The sequence below is a fragment of the Sphingomonas sp. M1A8_2b genome, assembly GCF_053345535.1.
In genome coordinates, this window is the sequence record NZ_JBKFAH010000001.1 from 105,863 (window position 1) to 123,309 (window position 17,447).

The 17,447-nt window shown below is 63.3% G+C and carries 20 protein-coding genes and 1 pseudogene; 15 read left to right on the forward strand and 6 right to left on the reverse strand.

Going from position 1 to position 17,447, the window contains the following annotated elements; all coding sequences use genetic code 11:
- Window positions 1–246: 246 nt before the first annotated feature.
- Window positions 247–1,020, forward strand: coding sequence for a hypothetical protein (locus tag ACLBWL_RS00570; RefSeq protein WP_447789282.1), 774 nt, complete (start codon window positions 247–249; stop codon window positions 1,018–1,020).
- An 89-nt stretch (window positions 1,021–1,109) separates the two neighbouring features.
- On the opposite strand, the gene ACLBWL_RS00575 is transcribed toward ACLBWL_RS00570, so the two are convergent.
- On the reverse strand, window positions 1,110–1,541 hold the full coding sequence (locus ACLBWL_RS00575; RefSeq protein ID WP_447789284.1) for a lysozyme: 432 nt from the start codon (window positions 1,539–1,541) through the stop codon (window positions 1,110–1,112).
- Window positions 1,542–1,653: 112 nt separating this feature from the next.
- Here ACLBWL_RS00575 and ACLBWL_RS00580 point away from each other — a divergent pair, with 112 nt between their 5' ends.
- Window positions 1,654–2,397, forward strand: coding sequence for a hypothetical protein (locus tag ACLBWL_RS00580; RefSeq protein WP_447789286.1), 744 nt, complete (start codon window positions 1,654–1,656; stop codon window positions 2,395–2,397).
- Between the two features lie 58 nt (window positions 2,398–2,455).
- Here ACLBWL_RS00580 and ACLBWL_RS00585 read toward each other — a convergent pair whose 3' ends face one another.
- Window positions 2,456–2,824, reverse strand: coding sequence for a hypothetical protein (locus ACLBWL_RS00585; RefSeq protein ID WP_447789288.1), 369 nt, complete (start codon window positions 2,822–2,824; stop codon window positions 2,456–2,458).
- Window positions 2,825–3,203: 379 nt separating this feature from the next.
- Here ACLBWL_RS00585 and ACLBWL_RS00590 point away from each other — a divergent pair, with 379 nt between their 5' ends.
- From ACLBWL_RS00590 to ACLBWL_RS00605, 4 genes and pseudogenes are all read left to right on the forward strand, one after another.
- Window positions 3,204–3,425 (forward strand): hypothetical protein, encoded by a 222-nt coding sequence (locus ACLBWL_RS00590; protein ID WP_447789290.1) that lies wholly within the window; start codon window positions 3,204–3,206, stop codon window positions 3,423–3,425.
- Window positions 3,426–3,433: 8 nt separating this feature from the next.
- Entirely contained in the window at window positions 3,434–3,616 is a 183-nt protein-coding gene (locus ACLBWL_RS00595; protein ID WP_447789291.1) for a DUF6771 family protein, read from the forward strand.
- A gap of 532 nt (window positions 3,617–4,148) precedes the next feature.
- A pseudogene (locus ACLBWL_RS00600) lies at window positions 4,149–4,448 on the forward strand (DprA-like winged helix domain-containing protein); the annotation flags it as partial.
- A gap of 114 nt (window positions 4,449–4,562) precedes the next feature.
- A complete protein-coding gene (locus tag ACLBWL_RS00605) occupies window positions 4,563–4,739 on the forward strand; it encodes a hypothetical protein (protein WP_447789293.1) in 177 nt (58 codons plus the stop codon).
- Between the two features lie 439 nt (window positions 4,740–5,178).
- On the opposite strand, the gene ACLBWL_RS00610 is transcribed toward ACLBWL_RS00605, so the two are convergent.
- Together ACLBWL_RS00610 and ACLBWL_RS00615 are read right to left on the reverse strand one after the other, a co-directional pair.
- Window positions 5,179–5,538 (reverse strand): barstar family protein, encoded by a 360-nt coding sequence (locus ACLBWL_RS00610; RefSeq protein WP_447789295.1) that lies wholly within the window; start codon window positions 5,536–5,538, stop codon window positions 5,179–5,181.
- Between the two features lie 53 nt (window positions 5,539–5,591).
- Window positions 5,592–5,777 (reverse strand): hypothetical protein, encoded by a 186-nt coding sequence (locus tag ACLBWL_RS00615; RefSeq protein WP_447789297.1) that lies wholly within the window; start codon window positions 5,775–5,777, stop codon window positions 5,592–5,594.
- Window positions 5,778–6,194: 417 nt separating this feature from the next.
- Here ACLBWL_RS00615 and topA point away from each other — a divergent pair, with 417 nt between their 5' ends.
- Window positions 6,195–8,798, forward strand: coding sequence for a type I DNA topoisomerase (gene topA / locus ACLBWL_RS00620; protein WP_447789299.1), 2,604 nt, complete (start codon window positions 6,195–6,197; stop codon window positions 8,796–8,798).
- A gap of 115 nt (window positions 8,799–8,913) precedes the next feature.
- On the opposite strand, the gene ACLBWL_RS00625 is transcribed toward topA, so the two are convergent.
- Window positions 8,914–9,210 (reverse strand): hypothetical protein, encoded by a 297-nt coding sequence (locus tag ACLBWL_RS00625; protein ID WP_447789301.1) that lies wholly within the window; start codon window positions 9,208–9,210, stop codon window positions 8,914–8,916.
- A gap of 93 nt (window positions 9,211–9,303) precedes the next feature.
- A complete protein-coding gene (gene panC, locus ACLBWL_RS00630) occupies window positions 9,304–10,140 on the reverse strand; it encodes a pantoate--beta-alanine ligase (RefSeq protein WP_447789303.1) in 837 nt (278 codons plus the stop codon).
- An 81-nt stretch (window positions 10,141–10,221) separates the two neighbouring features.
- Here panC and ACLBWL_RS00635 point away from each other — a divergent pair, with 81 nt between their 5' ends.
- The 8 genes from ACLBWL_RS00635 to ACLBWL_RS00670 all read left to right on the forward strand — a co-directional run bounded on the left by ACLBWL_RS00635 (window position 10,222) and on the right by ACLBWL_RS00670 (window position 17,430).
- The gene (locus ACLBWL_RS00635) at window positions 10,222–11,034 is read left to right on the forward strand and encodes a division plane positioning ATPase MipZ (RefSeq protein WP_447791921.1); all 813 of its coding nucleotides are present in this window, start codon (window positions 10,222–10,224) and stop codon (window positions 11,032–11,034) included.
- A complete protein-coding gene (locus ACLBWL_RS00640; protein ID WP_447789305.1) occupies window positions 11,031–11,285 on the forward strand; it encodes a DnaJ domain-containing protein in 255 nt (84 codons plus the stop codon). Before ACLBWL_RS00635 ends, ACLBWL_RS00640 begins: the two co-directional genes overlap by 4 nt.
- 111 nt (window positions 11,286–11,396) lie before the next feature.
- Entirely contained in the window at window positions 11,397–12,770 is a 1,374-nt protein-coding gene (pgmG, locus tag ACLBWL_RS00645) for a phosphoglucomutase/phosphomannomutase PgmG (protein WP_447789307.1), read from the forward strand.
- Between the two features lie 331 nt (window positions 12,771–13,101).
- Window positions 13,102–13,557 carry a PH domain-containing protein gene (locus ACLBWL_RS00650; protein WP_447789309.1) on the forward strand — a complete coding sequence of 152 codons (456 nt, stop codon included), beginning with the start codon at window positions 13,102–13,104 and terminating at the stop codon, window positions 13,555–13,557.
- Window positions 13,558–13,584: 27 nt separating this feature from the next.
- Window positions 13,585–14,364 (forward strand): exonuclease domain-containing protein, encoded by a 780-nt coding sequence (locus ACLBWL_RS00655; RefSeq protein ID WP_447789310.1) that lies wholly within the window; start codon window positions 13,585–13,587, stop codon window positions 14,362–14,364.
- 74 nt (window positions 14,365–14,438) lie between these two features.
- Window positions 14,439–15,944: a sensor histidine kinase gene (locus ACLBWL_RS00660; protein ID WP_447789312.1), complete on the forward strand. Its 1,506-nt coding sequence runs from the start codon at window positions 14,439–14,441 to the stop codon at window positions 15,942–15,944.
- Entirely contained in the window at window positions 15,941–16,384 is a 444-nt protein-coding gene (locus ACLBWL_RS00665) for a response regulator (protein ID WP_447789314.1), read from the forward strand. The genes ACLBWL_RS00660 and ACLBWL_RS00665 overlap by 4 nt, the downstream gene beginning before the upstream one ends.
- Window positions 16,384–17,430, forward strand: coding sequence for a sensor histidine kinase (locus ACLBWL_RS00670; protein ID WP_447789316.1), 1,047 nt, complete (start codon window positions 16,384–16,386; stop codon window positions 17,428–17,430). The genes ACLBWL_RS00665 and ACLBWL_RS00670 overlap by 1 nt, the downstream gene beginning before the upstream one ends.
- The last annotated feature ends 17 nt before the right edge of the window (window positions 17,431–17,447 follow it).

Sequence of the window (17,447 nt, forward strand, 5' to 3'; positions counted from 1 at the left end):
GGGCAACCTCAGACGCTCTTTGACAGACATCGGTTCGCAAGCTGGCTGGGTAATCAGTCGTCACTCTTAGTGGCGGCAATGTCTGGGATTCACGTCCTTTGCAGGTCAGCGCAGCGGTTGGTCAGAGACCTGAGGCCGTGCCTCAGGCCGACAAGGCTTGTCCTTACCATACGCTGAAGATCGGGAGTTGCGTCAGTAATGGCGCGCACGGCTGCTCGATCACCAAGCTGGCAAAGGAACCATATTATGTCGATCGAGAACAACACCACCACCGAAACTCCGGCACTCAACCCGGTTGAACTGCTTGTTCAGGACTTTCAGGGCCGCATGGCCTCGGACGAAACGACGTTGCAGGACTTCCAGATTAAGGGATGGCAAGTCGTCTGGAATCAGGTTCAGGAAGCATATCGCGTCTCGCGTCTCATCATCCTCGATGACGAGAACAAGGCGTTCTACAAGGCGGCTTTGGAAAAGGCCGGTTTGAAGCTGCCGACCGAAACTGCAAACCAGTGGCTTCCAGTTACGAAGTTGCTGTTTGGGAAGTGGGATGCCGTGAACAGCATCTTCACTCCCGATCGCAGCGCGGAGAAGTATGCAAATTATTTCCGCTATTTCGACCTCAACGGCGTTCCCGCTGACGAGGTTGTCGACACCATTCGTGGTGCCGTGCATGGCGATCTTCGCTACCTCAAGGCCATCGAAAAGATGGACCGTGAGGACAACGGGGTCGCTACGAAGGGGTTCACGCCTGAGGCAAAGCTGAAGGCTGGACTGAACCGCAATGCGCCCGACGTGTTCAAGATCGAAAAGCCTGCTCTTGTGGATTCATCCACAAAGTATGGCGTTTTGGTTTTCGAACGCGACGGCGACGACATCGTGATCATCACGTCAGAAGAACTCACCAAGGATGCCTTCGAGGCAAAGGCCCGCAAGCGCGGTGCCAGCTTGCTTTCGAAGGTCAACGATTTGGGCAAGGATATCGCGCTCAAGTTGGCTCTTGGCGAAAAGGTGGCGGCGTAAAAGGAAATCCCCGGAAGGCTTAACCGCTTTCCGGGGGTTTTTTATTGGACGGTTGAGCAGTCCGGGAATGTCCTCAGGGGACGTGATATTCACGTCTTGAGGAACAGCGCGGCTTCTGCTGCGCGTCGCTTTGTAAGCCCTGCAAGCACCTTACCACCTGCCTTGTTCCAGCGCGCGAACTGCGCTGCCGCACCCGAGTAATCGCCCCCGTTTAGCAGTCTGAGCAGCGTTGAGGACGCAAGCGCGCCCGATCCCAGATTGTATGCGAACGAGGTCAGCGCACCCAGTTGGTTGGCCGTCAGTGGGACTTTGACGATCCGACGAACCCGAGCCTCGAACTCGTCATACTCCTCAACCACCCACGCATCGGCCTGTGCCTGCGTGATCTTCTGGCCCAGCTTGACGCCGGTTGTTCGCCCATAGCCGATCGTCGGAACGCCAGCGGGGCAGAGATAGGCTGTTAGTTTGCAGCCTTCAAAAGTCTTTACGAGGCCAAGACCGGCACGGGATGATGTTGTCATCCCGTATCTATCAAATCAGCCCGTTTGACCCCGTTTCAGGGCACTTTTCGGGGTTTCTCCATAAATACTTGACGGGAAGACAGACCCGCAATGCTTACAATGGAGAATCTACATGACGACAGTTACACTGACCCGCTTCGAGAAGTCCGCACGATGCTTTACCGGCATGGACACTTACAAGGCTTGCCTCAGCAACGCAGACGAGAACTGCGCTCCCATTCAGGGCTACATGGACGGCTTGATCCGACAGCTACACAACCATGCCGACGAGCCAACGGGCTGGTCGTTCGCCTCGTGGCGCAAGGGAACCAACGTCGCGAGCAACCTCATTGGTGCGAACGCGATCATGTTGGAATATGCCCTAAGCCGCGACGACACTGAGATTGTTCAGCGGCTCCACGACAGGGCCGAAGATCTAGGTTGGGCGCATTTCCTTATCGATACCGAGGCCAAGAGAGGAAACACCATCACGATCGTTTTTCCCCTGACCAGTTCGATTGACCAAGCCCAGTATGCGCGGCTGGCCTCGATCCTCGCAGAGCAGTTGGACGAATACCGCATGGAGCATGGCTGTTTGGCGGCCACGCATATCGTTCAGGTTCACCGCACCACCTCACCAGTCGTGTTCCACGGCACGGCAATGGACCCACTGAAAGAAATTAAGCGCACGGCCAAGATGTATCAGCGCCTGAACGCTCGCAAATACGAAGGCACGCGACCCAGCGGCAAGCTGCTCACTCAGAACGAGGATGCCCCCCAGGCAATCGAGGACGGCTTGTTCGTGTTCTTCGAAACGCCTCAGGAAAAGACACAGCGGGAAGCCCTTGAGGTCATGGCCCAGTATGGCTTTCAGTAGAACTGTTTAATCCACAGGATTCACAGCATGGCGTCGGGAACCCGCCGACGCCATTGCCCTATCTTCTCTCAAACTGGGCAAACGCGTCCGTGAGGACTCGAGCCTCTAGGAGAACCGTTTCGATCTTCTCCATTCCGATGCCCGACAAAGTGAGTTCGTCGTCCACATCCCCGTCTCCATCCCCAACGATGAGCCCTTGGACGGTAAGGTGTCTGAGCCACCTCGATAGCACGGCGGGTGATGTCCCACGGCGTTCAGCCACCATCCTTGCCGTAATTGGTTCGCCCGCGGCATCAGCAACGAAGACCTCCAGTAGCAATTCCCAAGCCGGTTCGCCAAAAATGTCCGGTGTGAGGACTTTTTCGCGGAACCGTCGGAACCGCAGGATCGAAGCAGCCAGCTGGGCGGCTTGATCATTCCCCTTCATGTGTTGCTCCCGTTTCTCTCGGTAGCATTATCAGCGGAAACCCTAACGTAAAGCAACACGCTTATACGGGAATGTGTGTTTCCCGAAGGTGTTCGTGCGCCTGAACGAGCCACGCGGCCAGAACGTAATCCTGCTTTTTCTCCGCAAACTCGATCATATGCTCAAGTTGTTTCGAGAGAACGCGTGGGCAGTCCTCACTTTCGTTCTCATTCATTTTGGTTATTCCTCAACAGACACCGCGCCAAGTGCGTCTTTGCCTGACACGCGGCTTGGATGACTTGATCACCTGACGCAAGCGTCAAATAGCTAATGCCGATTGAGCGTTAGCAGATCGGGATAAAGAGCTAGACGAATCAGAACGAAAAGAGAACAAGGGGGTATGGAACACGCCCCCGAGTCGATGCGCGACGGCGCACAGCCCTACAGTCAGACCCACAACCTGATTGCTGAAATCCTTCCGCATATTCGTCCCTGCGAAATGCAGACGATCTATTTTCAGGCCATGGAAGATGGGCCGCAGTCGCTGCTCGCACCGATCGAAGCTGAATTCGCAAGGCGTGGATTGTCTCCTTACGCAACCTACCGAACCGACGTTTTCTGATGGCTGGAATGATCACGCCCGAACGCATTGGCGAACTGATTGCCGAGGCTCCTGCATGGGCCAAGATCGGTCTGACGATGCCCAATGAACGCCTGCGCGAAGATGCACAGCGAGAGCTAGCGCAGCACGTTTACAGCGCGCTTTACCAACCCCTCAACACCGATACTCAGCAGCTTCGGCTACCGCTTTGACGTGGGCAACGTCCGTTTCCGATCGCTGAACGAGTTCAGCCGCGCCAGCGCGAATGTCGGGTGCATCTGCGGCTCGTGTGGTCACAAGGGGGTTGTTCACCGTGACTTGTTCGCCCGGTGGGCCTTCCTCAAGCGGGCGAATGTCTCGATAGAAAATCTGCCGGGATATTTACGTTGCACGAAATGCGGTGCGCGCCCGAGTCGTTTGGCCCCAACGCCTTTGCCTCCGACCGTGCCATCGTGGGGGACTGACGACTATTTCAAACGACTTCAACGACGATTGCGTGGGTAGGCCGACCGGCGCATGATCTTCGCATGAGCAAGGACCATACAGACGAACAGCACGCGCTAGAGTGCCAAGACCGCATAGAGACGATGACCGATGACGAGATACGTCGGGCTTACCTAGCTACCGACGGTGTTCCGGGACAGCAGTGGGTCGACCTTCTCACGGCAGCGATGGAAGCGCGCGGGATAGACGAGTAACCTACTGCAAATGCTGCACATTCTGAGCGTGTAATCTACCGCATGCTTGATCCGCGAAGGCGCCACGCTGGTGCAATCGGCCGCCGACATCCTCGAACAGATCCGCCCGTTCGACCCGCGCTCGGTCCGCTCGCCGATCGACGGCTACGCCTCGGCCCCTCCCGAAGACGCATCCGACGCCGACCGCCGCAGGATCGTCGACCTGCTCGGCCCCGTCCCGGTCACGATCGACGAACTCCTCCGCCAGTCGCATCTGAGTCCGGCCGTGGTCCAGACGGTCCTGCTCGAACTCGAGCTCGGCGGCCGGTTGGAACGTCATGCCGGCGGGCGGGTGAGTCTGACCTGAAGGTCACCTTTCGTCATGCCGTTTTTCACCCGCCCGTCACGCCCATGACAGGGAAGCGCTGCTAGCCGATCGCGCTGCTAGCCGATCACCAGGGCCAGCGCCGTGGATGAGCAGATGACCGATGCCCAAGGCGATCTTCTAGGCAGCGCTATCGTGCTTCTCAGCACGGCCCTGCTGCTCGTCGCGGTACACTTCGCCAGCACCGCCCAGGACAAGCGAAAAGTCCGATGGCTCACGACGCTGAGCATCATCCTGTCGATCGCAGGCGTGGCCATCGTGATCGTTACCTGACGACCGCTTTGGGAAGGTTTGCAGCCTGACCGCTTCCGGCGCTAAGTTCGCAACAGCGGACATCCCTGAGGCAGCTATGCGGCGTGAAATTTGGTTCTACAAAGTGCCGTGGAGTTACATTCCCTGCCATTGGAAAGGCTGGGCGGTCATCGTGGCCTGTGTTCTACCCGTGGGCCTCGGATCGAGCCTCGGAGTGTCGGCTCTCGATCATTTCGGCTACCCCGAAGCGGATTGGGTGCCGTTTCTGCTTCTGTTTTTGCCAGCTTGGATTTCGCTCCTCGTGATCGCGAAACGGCATAGCTGAACAAACGGCAGCTACTTGGAATGTGCCGAGGCGTGCCGACAGGTATCAATTGGGCGCTTTCGCCATACCTGCCATTCCCGAAATTCGATCGGATTCCGGGAATGGCCGGGTTTGGTGGGGAGCGGACATTCGCTTCTAGGCGAAGCACCCGTCAATAAGCAGGGCGAGAACGGGGCCATTGCCAACTTCCCGCCGCCGATAATTTACAAAGGCAGTGAAATCGATCAGCGCATCAAACTGCTCGGGACAGCGTCGCTTGAACTCTGCCGTGTCTACGATCGATAGAGTAAGTAGGTCGCCACTCGCAACCGGATTGGCAACCATCCCGCTCTCGGCGTCGTCCGCATAGGTGAGACAGTCGATCCACGCATTCATGTTGCGACCGTAGAATTGCGGAAACCCCAAAGCCTCATCAAACACGTCGTGAAAGGACTCCCAGTCTACAATTCGACTGGCAGGAATGATTACAATTTGGGTCTGTACCGCGCTGTCCATGCCAGCCGCTATACCTGGCCCAACCTTCGTCCGCTATTGGGCGGTAGCTGCCGTTAGACCGGACGCAGCTTGAGTGCCAAGGTGATCAGCAGCAATGATGCGCCGAGAAGCACGCCGACGACGACGCCTCTCACTACATCGGAAACTGCGGCCATCTGTAGGGTCGGAAGCGCGATGGGTACCATAGCCGCCGGAAAGATCGCTGCGATTGCGAGCCCCGGCCTCGCTGTCTTCTTCATAAAACAACTCCCTCGATGCAAAGCAACATGCGCCTGACGAGGAGTTGAAGTCCAGGGCCGGCTTATGACTGTTTGTGGGCGGACTCGGCCTCCGCCCCGCGCTGTCCTACACGAGCATTGCCGTTCATAGCGCGGAATACCCGGTCGCCCCGCTTCGGCCCTGATGCCGCTGCTACCAACGATCGGCAAACGCGCTTATTCGCAGGAGGACGCAAACCTGAAAGTCGCTCACGACCGCGCAGCCGGAAACGCGCCGCTTCGACTCGGCCGAGAAGCCGAGCATACTGCACGTACCCCTGGAAATCCCGCACCAGCGTCTGCACTTTCTGCACTTCACTCTGAACCAACCCCGGGTTGACGGCACCGCCCCTTCGTCCCCACCCTCGTACGCGTACACGTAAGGACCCCGGTTTCCCCATGCAGCTTGTCATCGTCGAATCGCCCGCCAAGGCCAAAACCATCGAGAAGTATCTGGGCAGCGATTACCGCGTCCTGGCCAGCTACGGCCATGTCCGCGATCTGCCACCCAAGGACGGTTCGGTCGATCCCGACGACGCCTTCGCGATGACGTGGGAGAATTACGCGGACAAATCGAAGCAGTTGAAGGCGATCACCGATCTCGCCAAGGTCGCCGACCGCCTGATCCTCGCGACCGATCCGGATCGCGAGGGCGAGGCGATCTCGTGGCACGTCCGCGAGGTCCTGCGGGCGCGGAAGGCGCTGCCCAAGGAAGTCGAGCGAGTCACCTTCAACGCGATCACCAAGGCGACCGTCACCGAGGCGATGAAGAACCCGCGCGAGCTCGACGACGATCTGATCGACGCCTACCGCGCCCGCCGCGCGCTCGATTATCTGGTCGGCTTCACGCTCTCGCCGGTGCTGTGGCGCAAGCTGCCCGGCGCCAAGTCCGCTGGCCGCGTCCAGTCCGTGTCGCTCCGTCTCATCGTCCAGCGCGAGCGCGAGATCGACGTCTTCAAGCCGCAGGAATATTGGTCGGTGACGGCCGAGATGGAGCATGACGGCACCGCGTTCACGTCGCGGCTGACGCAGTTCGAGGGTAACAAGCTCGACCGGCTCTCGATCGGCAACGAAGGCGATGCCCTGCGCGCCAAGCAGGCGGTGCTCGACGGCAATTTCTCGGTCCAGTCGGTCGAGACCAAGCCCGCCGGTCGCAACCCGCCGCCGCCGTTCACCACCTCGACGCTCCAGCAGGAGGCCTCGCGGAAGCTCGGCTTCTCGGCCGATCACACGATGCGGATCGCGCAGGGCCTCTACGAGGACGGCGCGATCACCTACATGCGTACCGACGGCGTGCAGATGGATTCGAGCGCGATTTCGGCAGCGCGTCTGGCCGTCGCGAACCGCTTCGACGCGAGCTATGTCCCCGACAAGCCTCGGCAATACCAGTCGAAGGCGAAGAACGCACAGGAAGCGCATGAAGCGATCCGCCCGACCGACTTCGGCAAGGACAAGGCCGGCGGCGGCGATCACGCGCGCCTCTACGACCTGATCTTCAAGCGCGCGCTGGCGAGCCAGATGGCGTCCGCGCGGATGGAGCGCACGACGGTCGAGATGGCCGACGGCACCGGCCGCAACATCCTGCGCGCCACCGGCCAAGTGGTGCTCTTCCCCGGCTATCTCGCGCTGTACGAAGAAGGCTCGGACGACTCCGCCGACGAGGACGCTCGCCGCCTGCCGCGGATGCGCGAAGGCGATGCGCCCGCCAAGAAGAAGGTCGACGCCGAGCAGCATTTCACCCAGCCGCCGCCGCGCTTTTCCGAAGCCTCGCTGGTCAAGCGAATGGAGGAACTCGGCATCGGCCGCCCTTCCACCTACGCCTCGATCATCAAGACGCTCAAGGACCGCGCCTACGTCCGCATCGAGAAGAATCGCTTCTTCGCCGAGGAGAGCGGGCGCCTCGTGACAGCATTCCTTGAGCGCTTCTTCGAGAAATACGTCGGCTACGACTACACCGCCGAGCTGGAGGAAGAACTCGACGACGTCTCCGGCGGCCGCGCGCAGTGGCAGTCGGTGCTCGACGCGTTCTGGCGCGATTTCAAGCCGCGCACCAACGAGGTGATGGAGCAGCAGCCGTCGGCGATCACCGCCGAGCTCGACACCTTCCTCGCGCCGTATTTGTTCCCGGCCAAGGCGGACGGCGGCGATCCCCGCCTGTGCCCGAACTGCGGCGAGGGCCAGCTTGCGCTGCGCGGCGGCAAGTTCGGCGCGTTCATCGCCTGCTCGAACTATCCCGAGTGCAAATACACGCGCCGCTTCGCACAGCCCGGCGGCGATGCCGAGGCGGATGCCGGCCCGTCGACTCTCGGCGTAGACCCGGAGACGAACCTGCCGGTCGAGCGCAAGTCGGGGCGATTCGGCCCATACATCCAGATCGGCGAGGGTGAGGCGCGCAAGATGGCGTCGATCCCGAAGGATATCGGCGAACTCGATCTCGAATGGGCGCTGAAACTGCTGTCGCTGCCGCGGACCATCGGCACGCATCCCGAGACCGGCGAGCCGATCACCGCGGCGATCGGCCGCTATGGTCCGTATCTCAAGCACGCGGGCAAATATGCACGGCTAACTTCGACCGCGGACGTGTTCGAAACGGGGATGAACGCGGCTGTGGTGAAGCTCGCCGAAGCCGCGGCTGGTGGTGGTCGCCAGCAGCGCGGCGCGCAGGCCCCGCTGAAAATCCTCGGCAATCACCCGCGCACCGAGGCCGAGATCAAGCTGATGGAGGGACGTTACGGTCCTTACGTCACCGACGGCACGACCAACGCGACGCTGCCCAAGTCGATCGAGAAGGACCAGCTGACGCTCGAGGAAGCGGCCTCCTTGATCGACGCGCGAGCGGCGGCGGCTCCGGCCCCGAAGAAGAAGAAAGCGCCCGCCAAGAAGCCGGCGGCGAAAAAGGCACCGGCCAAGGATGCGGCCGAGGCGAAGGCTCCAGTGAAGAAGGCACCGGCTAAAAAGGCACCCGCCAAGAAAGCCGCGCCAAAGAAGAAAGCGGAAGCCTAATTCCCCTCCCGCTCGCGGGAGGGGCTAGGGGAGGGACTGAAATACCCCACGAACGCGTCGTTCGCGGTGATCCCCTCCCCCAACCCCTCCCGCAAGCGGGAGGGGAGCCCTAGAATTAAGCAGCCCGCCGTTGCGTCAACTGCATCCAATCCCGCGCCGCGCGCTGCGCCACCGAGATCTCCCGCGCGGTCATGTCCTCGGCGATCTCCGCGCGACATTCCTGCGCCGCGATGTTCCCCGACACCGCCGCCAGGTTGAACCACTTGTGCGCCTCGATCAGGTCGAGGACGACACCCGACGTCCCCGTCGAATACACCATCCCTAGGTCGTAACACGCCCGGTCGTCGCCGCGCGCGGCATCCGCCAGTCGCCGTTCGATCAGAAAATTCGCGCTCTTGAGACTGCTACCCATGGTCTGCCCCCAATGTTCGTTGGGCAACCTTGCGGTGATTCTGGCTACGAATTGGTTAATGGGTTAATGTCGTTATTTTACAAACCGATCGCTCTATTCAATCGCGATGTTATCGATCAGCCGGGTGGCCCCCATCCGCGCCGCCGCGAGCAACCGTCGCGGGCGATCAGCCGCCGGGTTCTCGGTCAGCGTTTCGGCATCGGCTAGCGCGACGTAATCGATCGTGAACCCCGCGCCGACGAGCGTCGCGCGCGCATCCTCGAGCACCGAGTCAACGTCCTCGCCCTTTGAAATCGCCCGCGCCGCCACACCGAGCGCGCGCGGCAAGGCGATCGCCTGTTTGCGCTGCTCGTCGTCTAGATAGATGTTACGCGACGACATCGCCAAGCCGTCGTCGTCGCGCTGCGTCGGCACCCCGACGATATCGATCGCGAAATCGAGATCGGCGACGAACCGCCGGACGACGGCCAGCTGCTGGTAATCCTTCTCGCCGAAATACGCCGCGTCGGGCCCGACCTGGTTGAACAGCTTCGACACGACCGTCGCGACGCCGTCGAAATGGCCGGGCCGCGAGGCGCCGTCGAAGCCGTCGCTCACGCCCGAGACCCGCACGGTCGTCGCGAACCCGTCGGGATACATCGTCTCGACGGACGGCAGCCAGAGCAGGTCGCACCCGGCTTCGTTAAGCATCCGGATATCCGCCATCTCGCGCCGCGGGTAACGCGACAAATCCTCGTTCGGCCCGAACTGCGTCGGGTTGACGAAGATCGACGCGACGACTTTCGTCCCCGGTCGCTTCGCCGCCTCGATCAGCGCTACATGGCCGGCGTGAAGCGCGCCCATCGTCGGGACGAGCGCGACGCGCTGCCCCGCCGCACGGAAGGCGGCGACGCTTTCGCGCAACGCATTAAGGTCCCGGACGGTGTCCACGTGAAACTCCTACTCGATAAGTGCGGTCGCGGCTTCTATGAAGGGTGACAGTCTCGATCAATAAGGAAACGCGCGTTGGCCATGGGCCCTGACTCACCCCTAGCTTCGCCGCACGTGATCGTGTTCGCCAACGAGAAGGGCGGCACCGGCAAGTCGACGACCGCGGTTCACGTCGCGATCGCGCTCGCGGCCAAGGGTGCGCGCGTCGCGTGTCTCGATCTGGATCACCGCCAGCGCACCGTCGGCCGCTATCTCGACAACCGCGCCGAGACGATGAAGCGCAATGGCTCGGTCCTGCCGATGCCGCGCCACGCGACGCTGTCCGCGCAGACCGAGGACCAGTTCGAGGACCTGTGGCACTCGCTCAGCGAGGGCGCCGACTTCTTGGTGGTCGACACGCCGGGCCGCGACGATCCGTTCGCGCGCACCGCCGCCGCACTCGCGAACACGCTGGTCACGCCGATGAACGACAGCTTCGTCGACTTCGATTTGATCGGCCAGGTCGATCCCGAGACATATCAGGTGACCCGTCCGAGCTTCTATTCCGAACTGATCTGGGACGCGCGGAAACAGCGCGCACGCGCCGATGGCACGACGATCGACTGGGTCGTGCTGCGCAACCGCCTCCAGCACATCGAGGCGCGCAACATGCGCCGCGTGTCGGATGCACTCGCGCAACTGGCCAAGCGCGTCGGCTTCCGGATCATCCCGGGCCTCGGCGAGCGCGTGATCTACCGCGAGATGTTCCCCGCCGGCCTGACGATGATCGATGCGAAGGCGTTCGGCAGCATGGGCCTCGCGCATGTCGCCGCGCGCCAGGAACTGCGCGAGATGATGGCCGCGCTGCAGCTACCCGAGGTGGTCGCCGAGCGCGCACCGGACGTCGCTGCGTGAAGTGGATCGTCGCCGCGCTCTTCATATGGCTGGCATGGCATTACCTCCGGCCCAAGCCGAAACAGCGCGTGGTGACGGATGAAGCCGAAGCCCGCTCGATCCTCGGCATCGACAGCGGCGCAAACGCCGACGCGATCCGCAGCGCACACCGCCGCCTGATCGCCTCGGTTCACCCCGACCGCGGCGGCTCGACCGACCTGACCCGCCGAGTGAACGCAGCGCGCGACCTGCTGCTGAAGCGCGCGCGCTAAGCCGTTCTCCTGCGAACGCAGGAGCCCAGGGTCACGAACGCTATAACTTTTGGCTCTTGGGCCCCCGCTTTCGCGCGGGAACCGCAGTGAGACATAATCGTCGAGAGGCCCATGACCCACCAGTTCGATCCGACCTCGCTCCGCGAATACGACATCCGCGGGATCGTCGGCACAGCGCTCGGCCCCGCCGATGCCGTCGCAATCGGCCGAGGCTTCGCCACCCGCATCCGCGCCGCTGGCGGCCACCGCGTCGCGGTAGGTTATGACGGCCGCAACTCCTCGCCAGACCTCGAAGCCGCGCTCGTGTCCGGCCTCGTCGCAGGCGGGGTCGACGTCGTCCGGATCGGCCTCAGCACCTCGCCGATGCTGTATTTCGCCGAAGCGACGCTAGAGGTGGATGGCGGCATTCAGGTAACCGGCAGCCACAATCCCCCCGAGTATAACGGCTTCAAGATGGTGCACGCGCACGCGCCATTTTTCGGCGACGATATCCAGGGCCTGGCGGCGCTCGCGGCGTCGGGCGCCTGGAGCGAAGGGGCCGGCGACGTCACGACCGCAGACGTGCTCGACGCGTATGTCGACCGGCTGATGGCGGGATACGAGGGCGGCGCGTACCGGGTCGGCTGGGACACGGGAAACGGCGCCGCCGGCCCGGTCGTGGAGAAGCTCGTGCAGCGCCTGCCGGGTGAGCATCATGTGATCTTCGCCGAAGTCGACGGCAATTTTCCCAATCATCATCCCGATCCTACCGAAGAAGCGAACCTCGCCGATCTCAAGCGACTGGTCGCGGAGAAGCAGCTCGATTTCGGACTGGCCTTCGACGGCGATGGTGACCGGATCGGCGCGGTCGACGGCTCGGGACGCGTGATCTGGGGCGATCAGATTCTCTCCATTCTGGTCGAACCTGCGCTGCGCGAGCACCCCGGCGCGCCGATCGTCGCCGACGTGAAGTCCTCGCAGGCCTTGTTCGACCGAATCGCCGAGCTCGGCGGCGAGCCGGTGATGGCCGCGACCGGCCACAGCCTGATGAAACAGGCGATGACCCGCACCGGCGCGCCCTTGGGGGGAGAACTCAGCGGGCATCTGTTCTTCGCGGGCGACTATTACGGCTTCGATGATGCGCAGTACGCTGCGGTACGGTTGATTCGCGCGGTGCATCTGTCGGGCCGTTCGCTGACCGAGCTGCGCGATGCGATGCCGATGCTGGTAGCCACGCCGGACCTGCGGTTCGCAGTCGACGACGCACGGAAGTTCGCGGTGGTGGACGCGGTGATCGCGCGGCTGGAAGCCGAAGGTGTGGACCTGGACCTCACCGATGGGGCGAGGGTGACGACCGCCGACGGGTGGTGGCTCCTCCGCGCCTCGAACACGCAGGCGATGCTGACGGTGCGGGCTGAGGCGAAGGATCACGCGGCGCTCGATACGCTTCTGGCAGAGGTCGACGCGCAACTCGCGGCCAGCGGCGTTGTGAGATCGGTACCGTAACAAGGCCGCCACCCCGGCGAAGGCCGGGGCCCAGTTGGAAAGGTGGACATAACGAAGCGCTTCGCTCAGTTAGTTACGTTTCCCAACTGGGCCTCGGCCTCCGCCGGGGTGGTGTGCGTGACCAGGCTACACGCAAAACAGATGCATGACGCGAAACTCGCGACAAGCCGCGTAACGCAAACTAACCGTTCCCCCGCGACGGCGGGGGTCCAGGAATCCCAAACGCCGTCGCCTGGAACCCTGGACTCCCGCCTTTGCGGGAGAACGGGAGGGCGATTGACTCACCACCCCTCTCGCCTACCGTCGCGCCACCATCCCAAGGAGTCCCCACGTGGAGCGCCCAGTCGACGAATTCCGCTCCAGCACGCGGCGCTGGCTGCTCGGCAGCTTTGCCGGCTGGGGAACGCTGCTCGCGTGTCTGATCGGCGTCGGCTTCGTCCTGATCGGCGTCCGCTGGCTCAAGAACCGAAGCGCCTCCTACGAGATCACCGACCAGCGCCTGATCATCAAGCGCGGCATCCTGTTCAAGACGATCGACGAGATCGAACTCTACCGGATCAAGGACGTCCGGCTCGGCTATTCGCTGCTCAACCAGATGACCGACATCGGCACGATCATCCTCACCTCGACCGACCGCACGACGGCGGCCGGCGAGTTCACGTTGCGCGATATCCCGATGGCGCGCGATCGCCGCGAAGGCCTGCGCAAGCTCGTCGACCGCGCCCGCCAGCGCCGCGGCGTCCGCGAACTCGATATCGACCACGAGGACGCATACGCGCTGGATTAAGCGCGCTTTTGTCCCCACATGGCGGTCATGGCGCCCCCCTACCCCAAGCCCAAACCGCAACCGCAGATGATCCGGGTCGTCGACCTGGAGACCACCGGTTCGGCCCCGCCCGCGCATGGCGTCTGCGAGATCGGCTGGCAGGACGTCGCGCTCGGCGAGGACGGCCGCTGGGAGATCCACGGCGAGGGCGGCAGCCTGCTCGTCAATCCCGGCCGGCCGATCCCGCCCGTCACGCAGGCGATCCACCACATTCTCGACGAGCACGTCGCCGACGCTCCCTGGTGGCACGACTGCGCACGTCAGGTGCTCGACCCGTGGCCGCGTCGTTTGGCACTCGCCGCACACCGCGCGGATTTCGAACAGAAGTTCTGCACCCCCGCGCTCACCCGCGATGCCGAGTGGATCTGCACCTGGAAATGCGCGCTCCGGCTCTGGCCCGACAGCCCGAGCTTCTCGAACCAGGTCCTGCGCTATTGGCGCAAGCCGCACGGCATGGAGCATGAACGCGGCCTGCCCGCGCACCGCGCGTTTCCCGACGCGTACGTCACCGCATTCCATCTGCGCGACATGCTCAACGAGGCGAGTTTCGCGCAACTGGTCGAATGGTCGCGCGATCCGGGTCTTATCCCGCGCGTCCGCTACGGTCCCGATCGCGGCAAGGAATGGTCCGAGCTCGACCACGAGACGCTGATGGCGTTCCTGACCGATCGCGATCCTGACATCCGCTTCACCGCCAACCACGAGGCGGACCGGCGCAGCGGCGGGGGTCGCGTCGGCAAGGCCAGCGCGCAGGATCTGCTGCTGTAGATTAATATTATTCTGCTGGCTTTGTCGGGCAGTGTCACTGGCGTAACGATCCGGCCTCACCTACACGAAAATTCATGGTCGCCGTTCGCCTGAAACTGCCCTCGGAGGGGCGCGTCGCGCGCTGGCTGGTCGCGTTTATGACGCTCGGCTTCATCGCGCTCGCCGCCGCGGCGATCGCGATCGGCTGGATCACGGTCCGCAATCGCACCTTCACCGCGCAGATCCTGCACACGCAGGATGTCCGTCAGGCGATCGCCACGCTTCAGGTCCAGATGGAGCAGTCCGAAACTGCCCGCCGCGGTTATGTCCTGACCGGCATGCCACTGTTCGCGGCATCCTATGCGCGAACCTCGGGGCTGCTCGGTCCGTCGATCGACGGCCTGCGCTATCAGACCCGCGACAACCCACGCCAGACGCAGCGGATCGACCTGATTCGGCGTCGGCTCGATCGATTGCGCGCGTTGCGCGCCGAATCCATCGCGCTCGTCGCCGCCGGACGGATTGCGGAAGCGCAGCGCCGGTTCGCGGTCGACGCCAGCGTGCCGCTGATGCGTGGCATCCGCTATCGATTGCAGGCGATGGCGGCGGACGAAGTGCGCCTGCTCGCGATCCGCAGCGAACGCCAGCAACGCACCAGCGCGCTGTTCCTGTCCGTCGCCGGGGCCGCCGCAGTCCTGCTGCTGATCGTCGCGATCCTCGCGATCCTCGTGATCCGCCGCTACACCTCGGATCTCGGCACCTCGCGCGACAAACTGCGCGATCTCAACGAGACGCTCGAGGAACAGGTCGCGACGCGCACCGCCGATCTCAGCCTCGCGAACGAGGAAATCCAGCGCTTCGCCTATATCGTCAGCCACGATCTGCGCAGCCCGCTGGTCAATGTGATGGGCTTCACCGCCGAACTCGCGACCGCCGCGACACCGCTCGCCGAACTGATCGACCGGGTCGAGGCCGACGCACCGCATTTGCTGACCGAGGACGCGAAGCTGGCAGCGCGCGAGGACCTGCCCGAGGCGATCGGCTTCATCCGCACCTCGACGCAGAAGATGGACCGGCTGATCAACGCCATCCTGAAGCTGTCGCGCGAAGGTCGTCGCACGATCACCCCCGAATTGATCGATCCGGCGCAACTGGTCGACTCGATCATCGGCTCGATCCAGCACGTCATCGACGATCGCGGCGCGGTGGTGCGCGTCGAACGGCCATTCCCGTCGCTAGTCTCCGACCGACTGGCGCTCGAACAGATCCTGTCGAACCTGATCGAGAACGCGACCAAGTATCTGAAACCCGGTCGTCCCGGCGAGATCGTCGTCAGCGGTATCACCCAACGCGGCCGCGTCATCCTGTCGGTGGTCGACAATGGCCGCGGCATCGATCCCCGCGATCATCAGCGCATCTTCGACCTGTTCCGCCGGTCGGGCGCGCAGGATCAGCCCGGTGAAGGCATCGGCCTCGCGCATGTCCGCGCGCTGGCCTATCGTATCGGCGGCACTATCGACGTGCAGTCGACCCTGGGCGACGGTGCCACCTTCCGACTGAACCTTCCCACCGAATTGACGACGCAGGATATCAAGGCATGAACCAGCATCAGACCGTCGGCATCGTCATGATCGAGGACGACGAGGGCCATGCCCGCCTGATCGAAAAGAATATCCGGCGTGCCGGTATCCTCAACGACATCAAGCACTTCACCGACGGCACCAGCGCGCTCGACTTCCTGTTCAACGCCGCCGATGGTCCCGCGAAGAGCGGCCCGGCGATGATCCTGCTCGATCTCAACCTGCCCGACATGAGCGGCACCGACATTCTCGCGCGGATCAAGGCGGAGGGCAGCCCGTTGCGGCGTACGCCCGTCGTGGTGCTCACCACGACCGACGACAAGATCGAGATCGAGCGGTGCTACGACCTCGGCTGCAACGTCTACATCACCAAGCCGGTGAACTATGAGAGCTTCGCGCAGGCGATCCGACAGCTCGGCCTGTTCCTGTCGGTGATCCAGGTTCCCGACGTCGAGAGCTGATGCCGACGTCCGCCGCCTTGCCCACGAGTGTTCTCTACATCGACGATGACGCCGGTATCCGGCGGCTGGCGGCGCGCGCGCTCGAACGTCGCGGCTACCGGATGACGGTCGCCGAGACCGGCGCAGAGGGCGTGGTCAAGGCCGCCGCCGAGCGCTTCGACCTGATCGCGGTCGATCACTACATGCCCGGCATGGACGGCCTCGAAACGCTCGACGCGCTGCGTCGGCTGCCGGATCCGCCCCCCGTCGTCTACGTCACCGGCTCGGAGGAAGGCCGCATCGCGGTCGCCGCGCTGAAGGCCGGTGCCGCCGATTATGTCGTGAAGACCGTGGGCGAGGACTTCTTCGACCTGCTCGCCGCATCGTTCGAACAGGTCCGCGCCCGGTCGCTGCTCGAACAGGCAAAGGCCTCCGCCGAAGCCGATTTACGCGCCAGCAACGCGCGGCTCGAGGCGTTACTCGGCGAGGTGAACCACCGCGTCGCCAACTCGCTGCAACTCGTCTCGGCGATGGTGCGGCTCCAGGCGACCGCGCTCACCGACCCGTCCGCACGCGAGGCACTAGAGGATACGCAGCGCCGCATCCAGGCGATCGCGCAGGTCCACCGCCGACTCTACACCAGCAACGATGTCGAGAGTGTCGACATGCAGGAATATCTGGGCGCGCTGGTCGACGAGCTTGCCGAGACCTGGTCGACCGAAGCCTTGCCGCGCGCGCTCAGCCTTGCCGCCGAGCCGATCCGCTTGCCCACCGACCGTGCCGTCTCGCTGGGCGTGATCGTCACCGAGCTCGTCACCAACGCGTGCAAATACGCCTACCCGACCGGCGGCGGCGAAGTCCGCGTGGCGCTGCGCCGGGTCGACGACGACGCGTTCCTGCTGGCGGTCGAGGACGATGGCTGCGGCCTGCCCGAAGACGCGACGCCGCGCGGCACCGGCCTCGGCACGAAGCTCATCCGGGCGATGGCGCAGAGCCTCCAGTCCATCGTCGAGTACGACCCGGCCCACATCGGAGTCCGCGCCACCCTCCGCGCGGCCGTCAACTAACGCCGGTTCGCTGCGGC

Coding starts and splice junctions, on each gene's coding strand:
- ACLBWL_RS00570 (WP_447789282.1), top strand. CDS start 247: ATGTCGATCGAGAACAACACCACCACCGAAACTCCGGCACTCAACCCG.
- ACLBWL_RS00575 (WP_447789284.1), bottom strand. CDS start 1,541: ATGACAACATCATCCCGTGCCGGTCTTGGCCTCGTAAAGACTTTTGAA.
- ACLBWL_RS00580 (WP_447789286.1), top strand. CDS start 1,654: ATGACGACAGTTACACTGACCCGCTTCGAGAAGTCCGCACGATGCTTT.
- ACLBWL_RS00585 (WP_447789288.1), bottom strand. CDS start 2,824: ATGAAGGGGAATGATCAAGCCGCCCAGCTGGCTGCTTCGATCCTGCGG.
- ACLBWL_RS00590 (WP_447789290.1), top strand. CDS start 3,204: ATGGAACACGCCCCCGAGTCGATGCGCGACGGCGCACAGCCCTACAGT.
- ACLBWL_RS00595 (WP_447789291.1), top strand. CDS start 3,434: ATGATCACGCCCGAACGCATTGGCGAACTGATTGCCGAGGCTCCTGCA.
- ACLBWL_RS00605 (WP_447789293.1), top strand. CDS start 4,563: ATGACCGATGCCCAAGGCGATCTTCTAGGCAGCGCTATCGTGCTTCTC.
- ACLBWL_RS00610 (WP_447789295.1), bottom strand. CDS start 5,538: ATGGACAGCGCGGTACAGACCCAAATTGTAATCATTCCTGCCAGTCGA.
- ACLBWL_RS00615 (WP_447789297.1), bottom strand. CDS start 5,777: ATGAAGAAGACAGCGAGGCCGGGGCTCGCAATCGCAGCGATCTTTCCG.
- topA (WP_447789299.1), top strand. CDS start 6,195: ATGCAGCTTGTCATCGTCGAATCGCCCGCCAAGGCCAAAACCATCGAG.
- ACLBWL_RS00625 (WP_447789301.1), bottom strand. CDS start 9,210: ATGGGTAGCAGTCTCAAGAGCGCGAATTTTCTGATCGAACGGCGACTG.
- ACLBWL_RS00635 (WP_447791921.1), top strand. CDS start 10,222: ATGGGCCCTGACTCACCCCTAGCTTCGCCGCACGTGATCGTGTTCGCC.
- pgmG (WP_447789307.1), top strand. CDS start 11,397: ATGACCCACCAGTTCGATCCGACCTCGCTCCGCGAATACGACATCCGC.
- ACLBWL_RS00655 (WP_447789310.1), top strand. CDS start 13,585: ATGGCGCCCCCCTACCCCAAGCCCAAACCGCAACCGCAGATGATCCGG.
- ACLBWL_RS00660 (WP_447789312.1), top strand. CDS start 14,439: ATGGTCGCCGTTCGCCTGAAACTGCCCTCGGAGGGGCGCGTCGCGCGC.
- ACLBWL_RS00665 (WP_447789314.1), top strand. CDS start 15,941: ATGAACCAGCATCAGACCGTCGGCATCGTCATGATCGAGGACGACGAG.
- ACLBWL_RS00670 (WP_447789316.1), top strand. CDS start 16,384: ATGCCGACGTCCGCCGCCTTGCCCACGAGTGTTCTCTACATCGACGAT.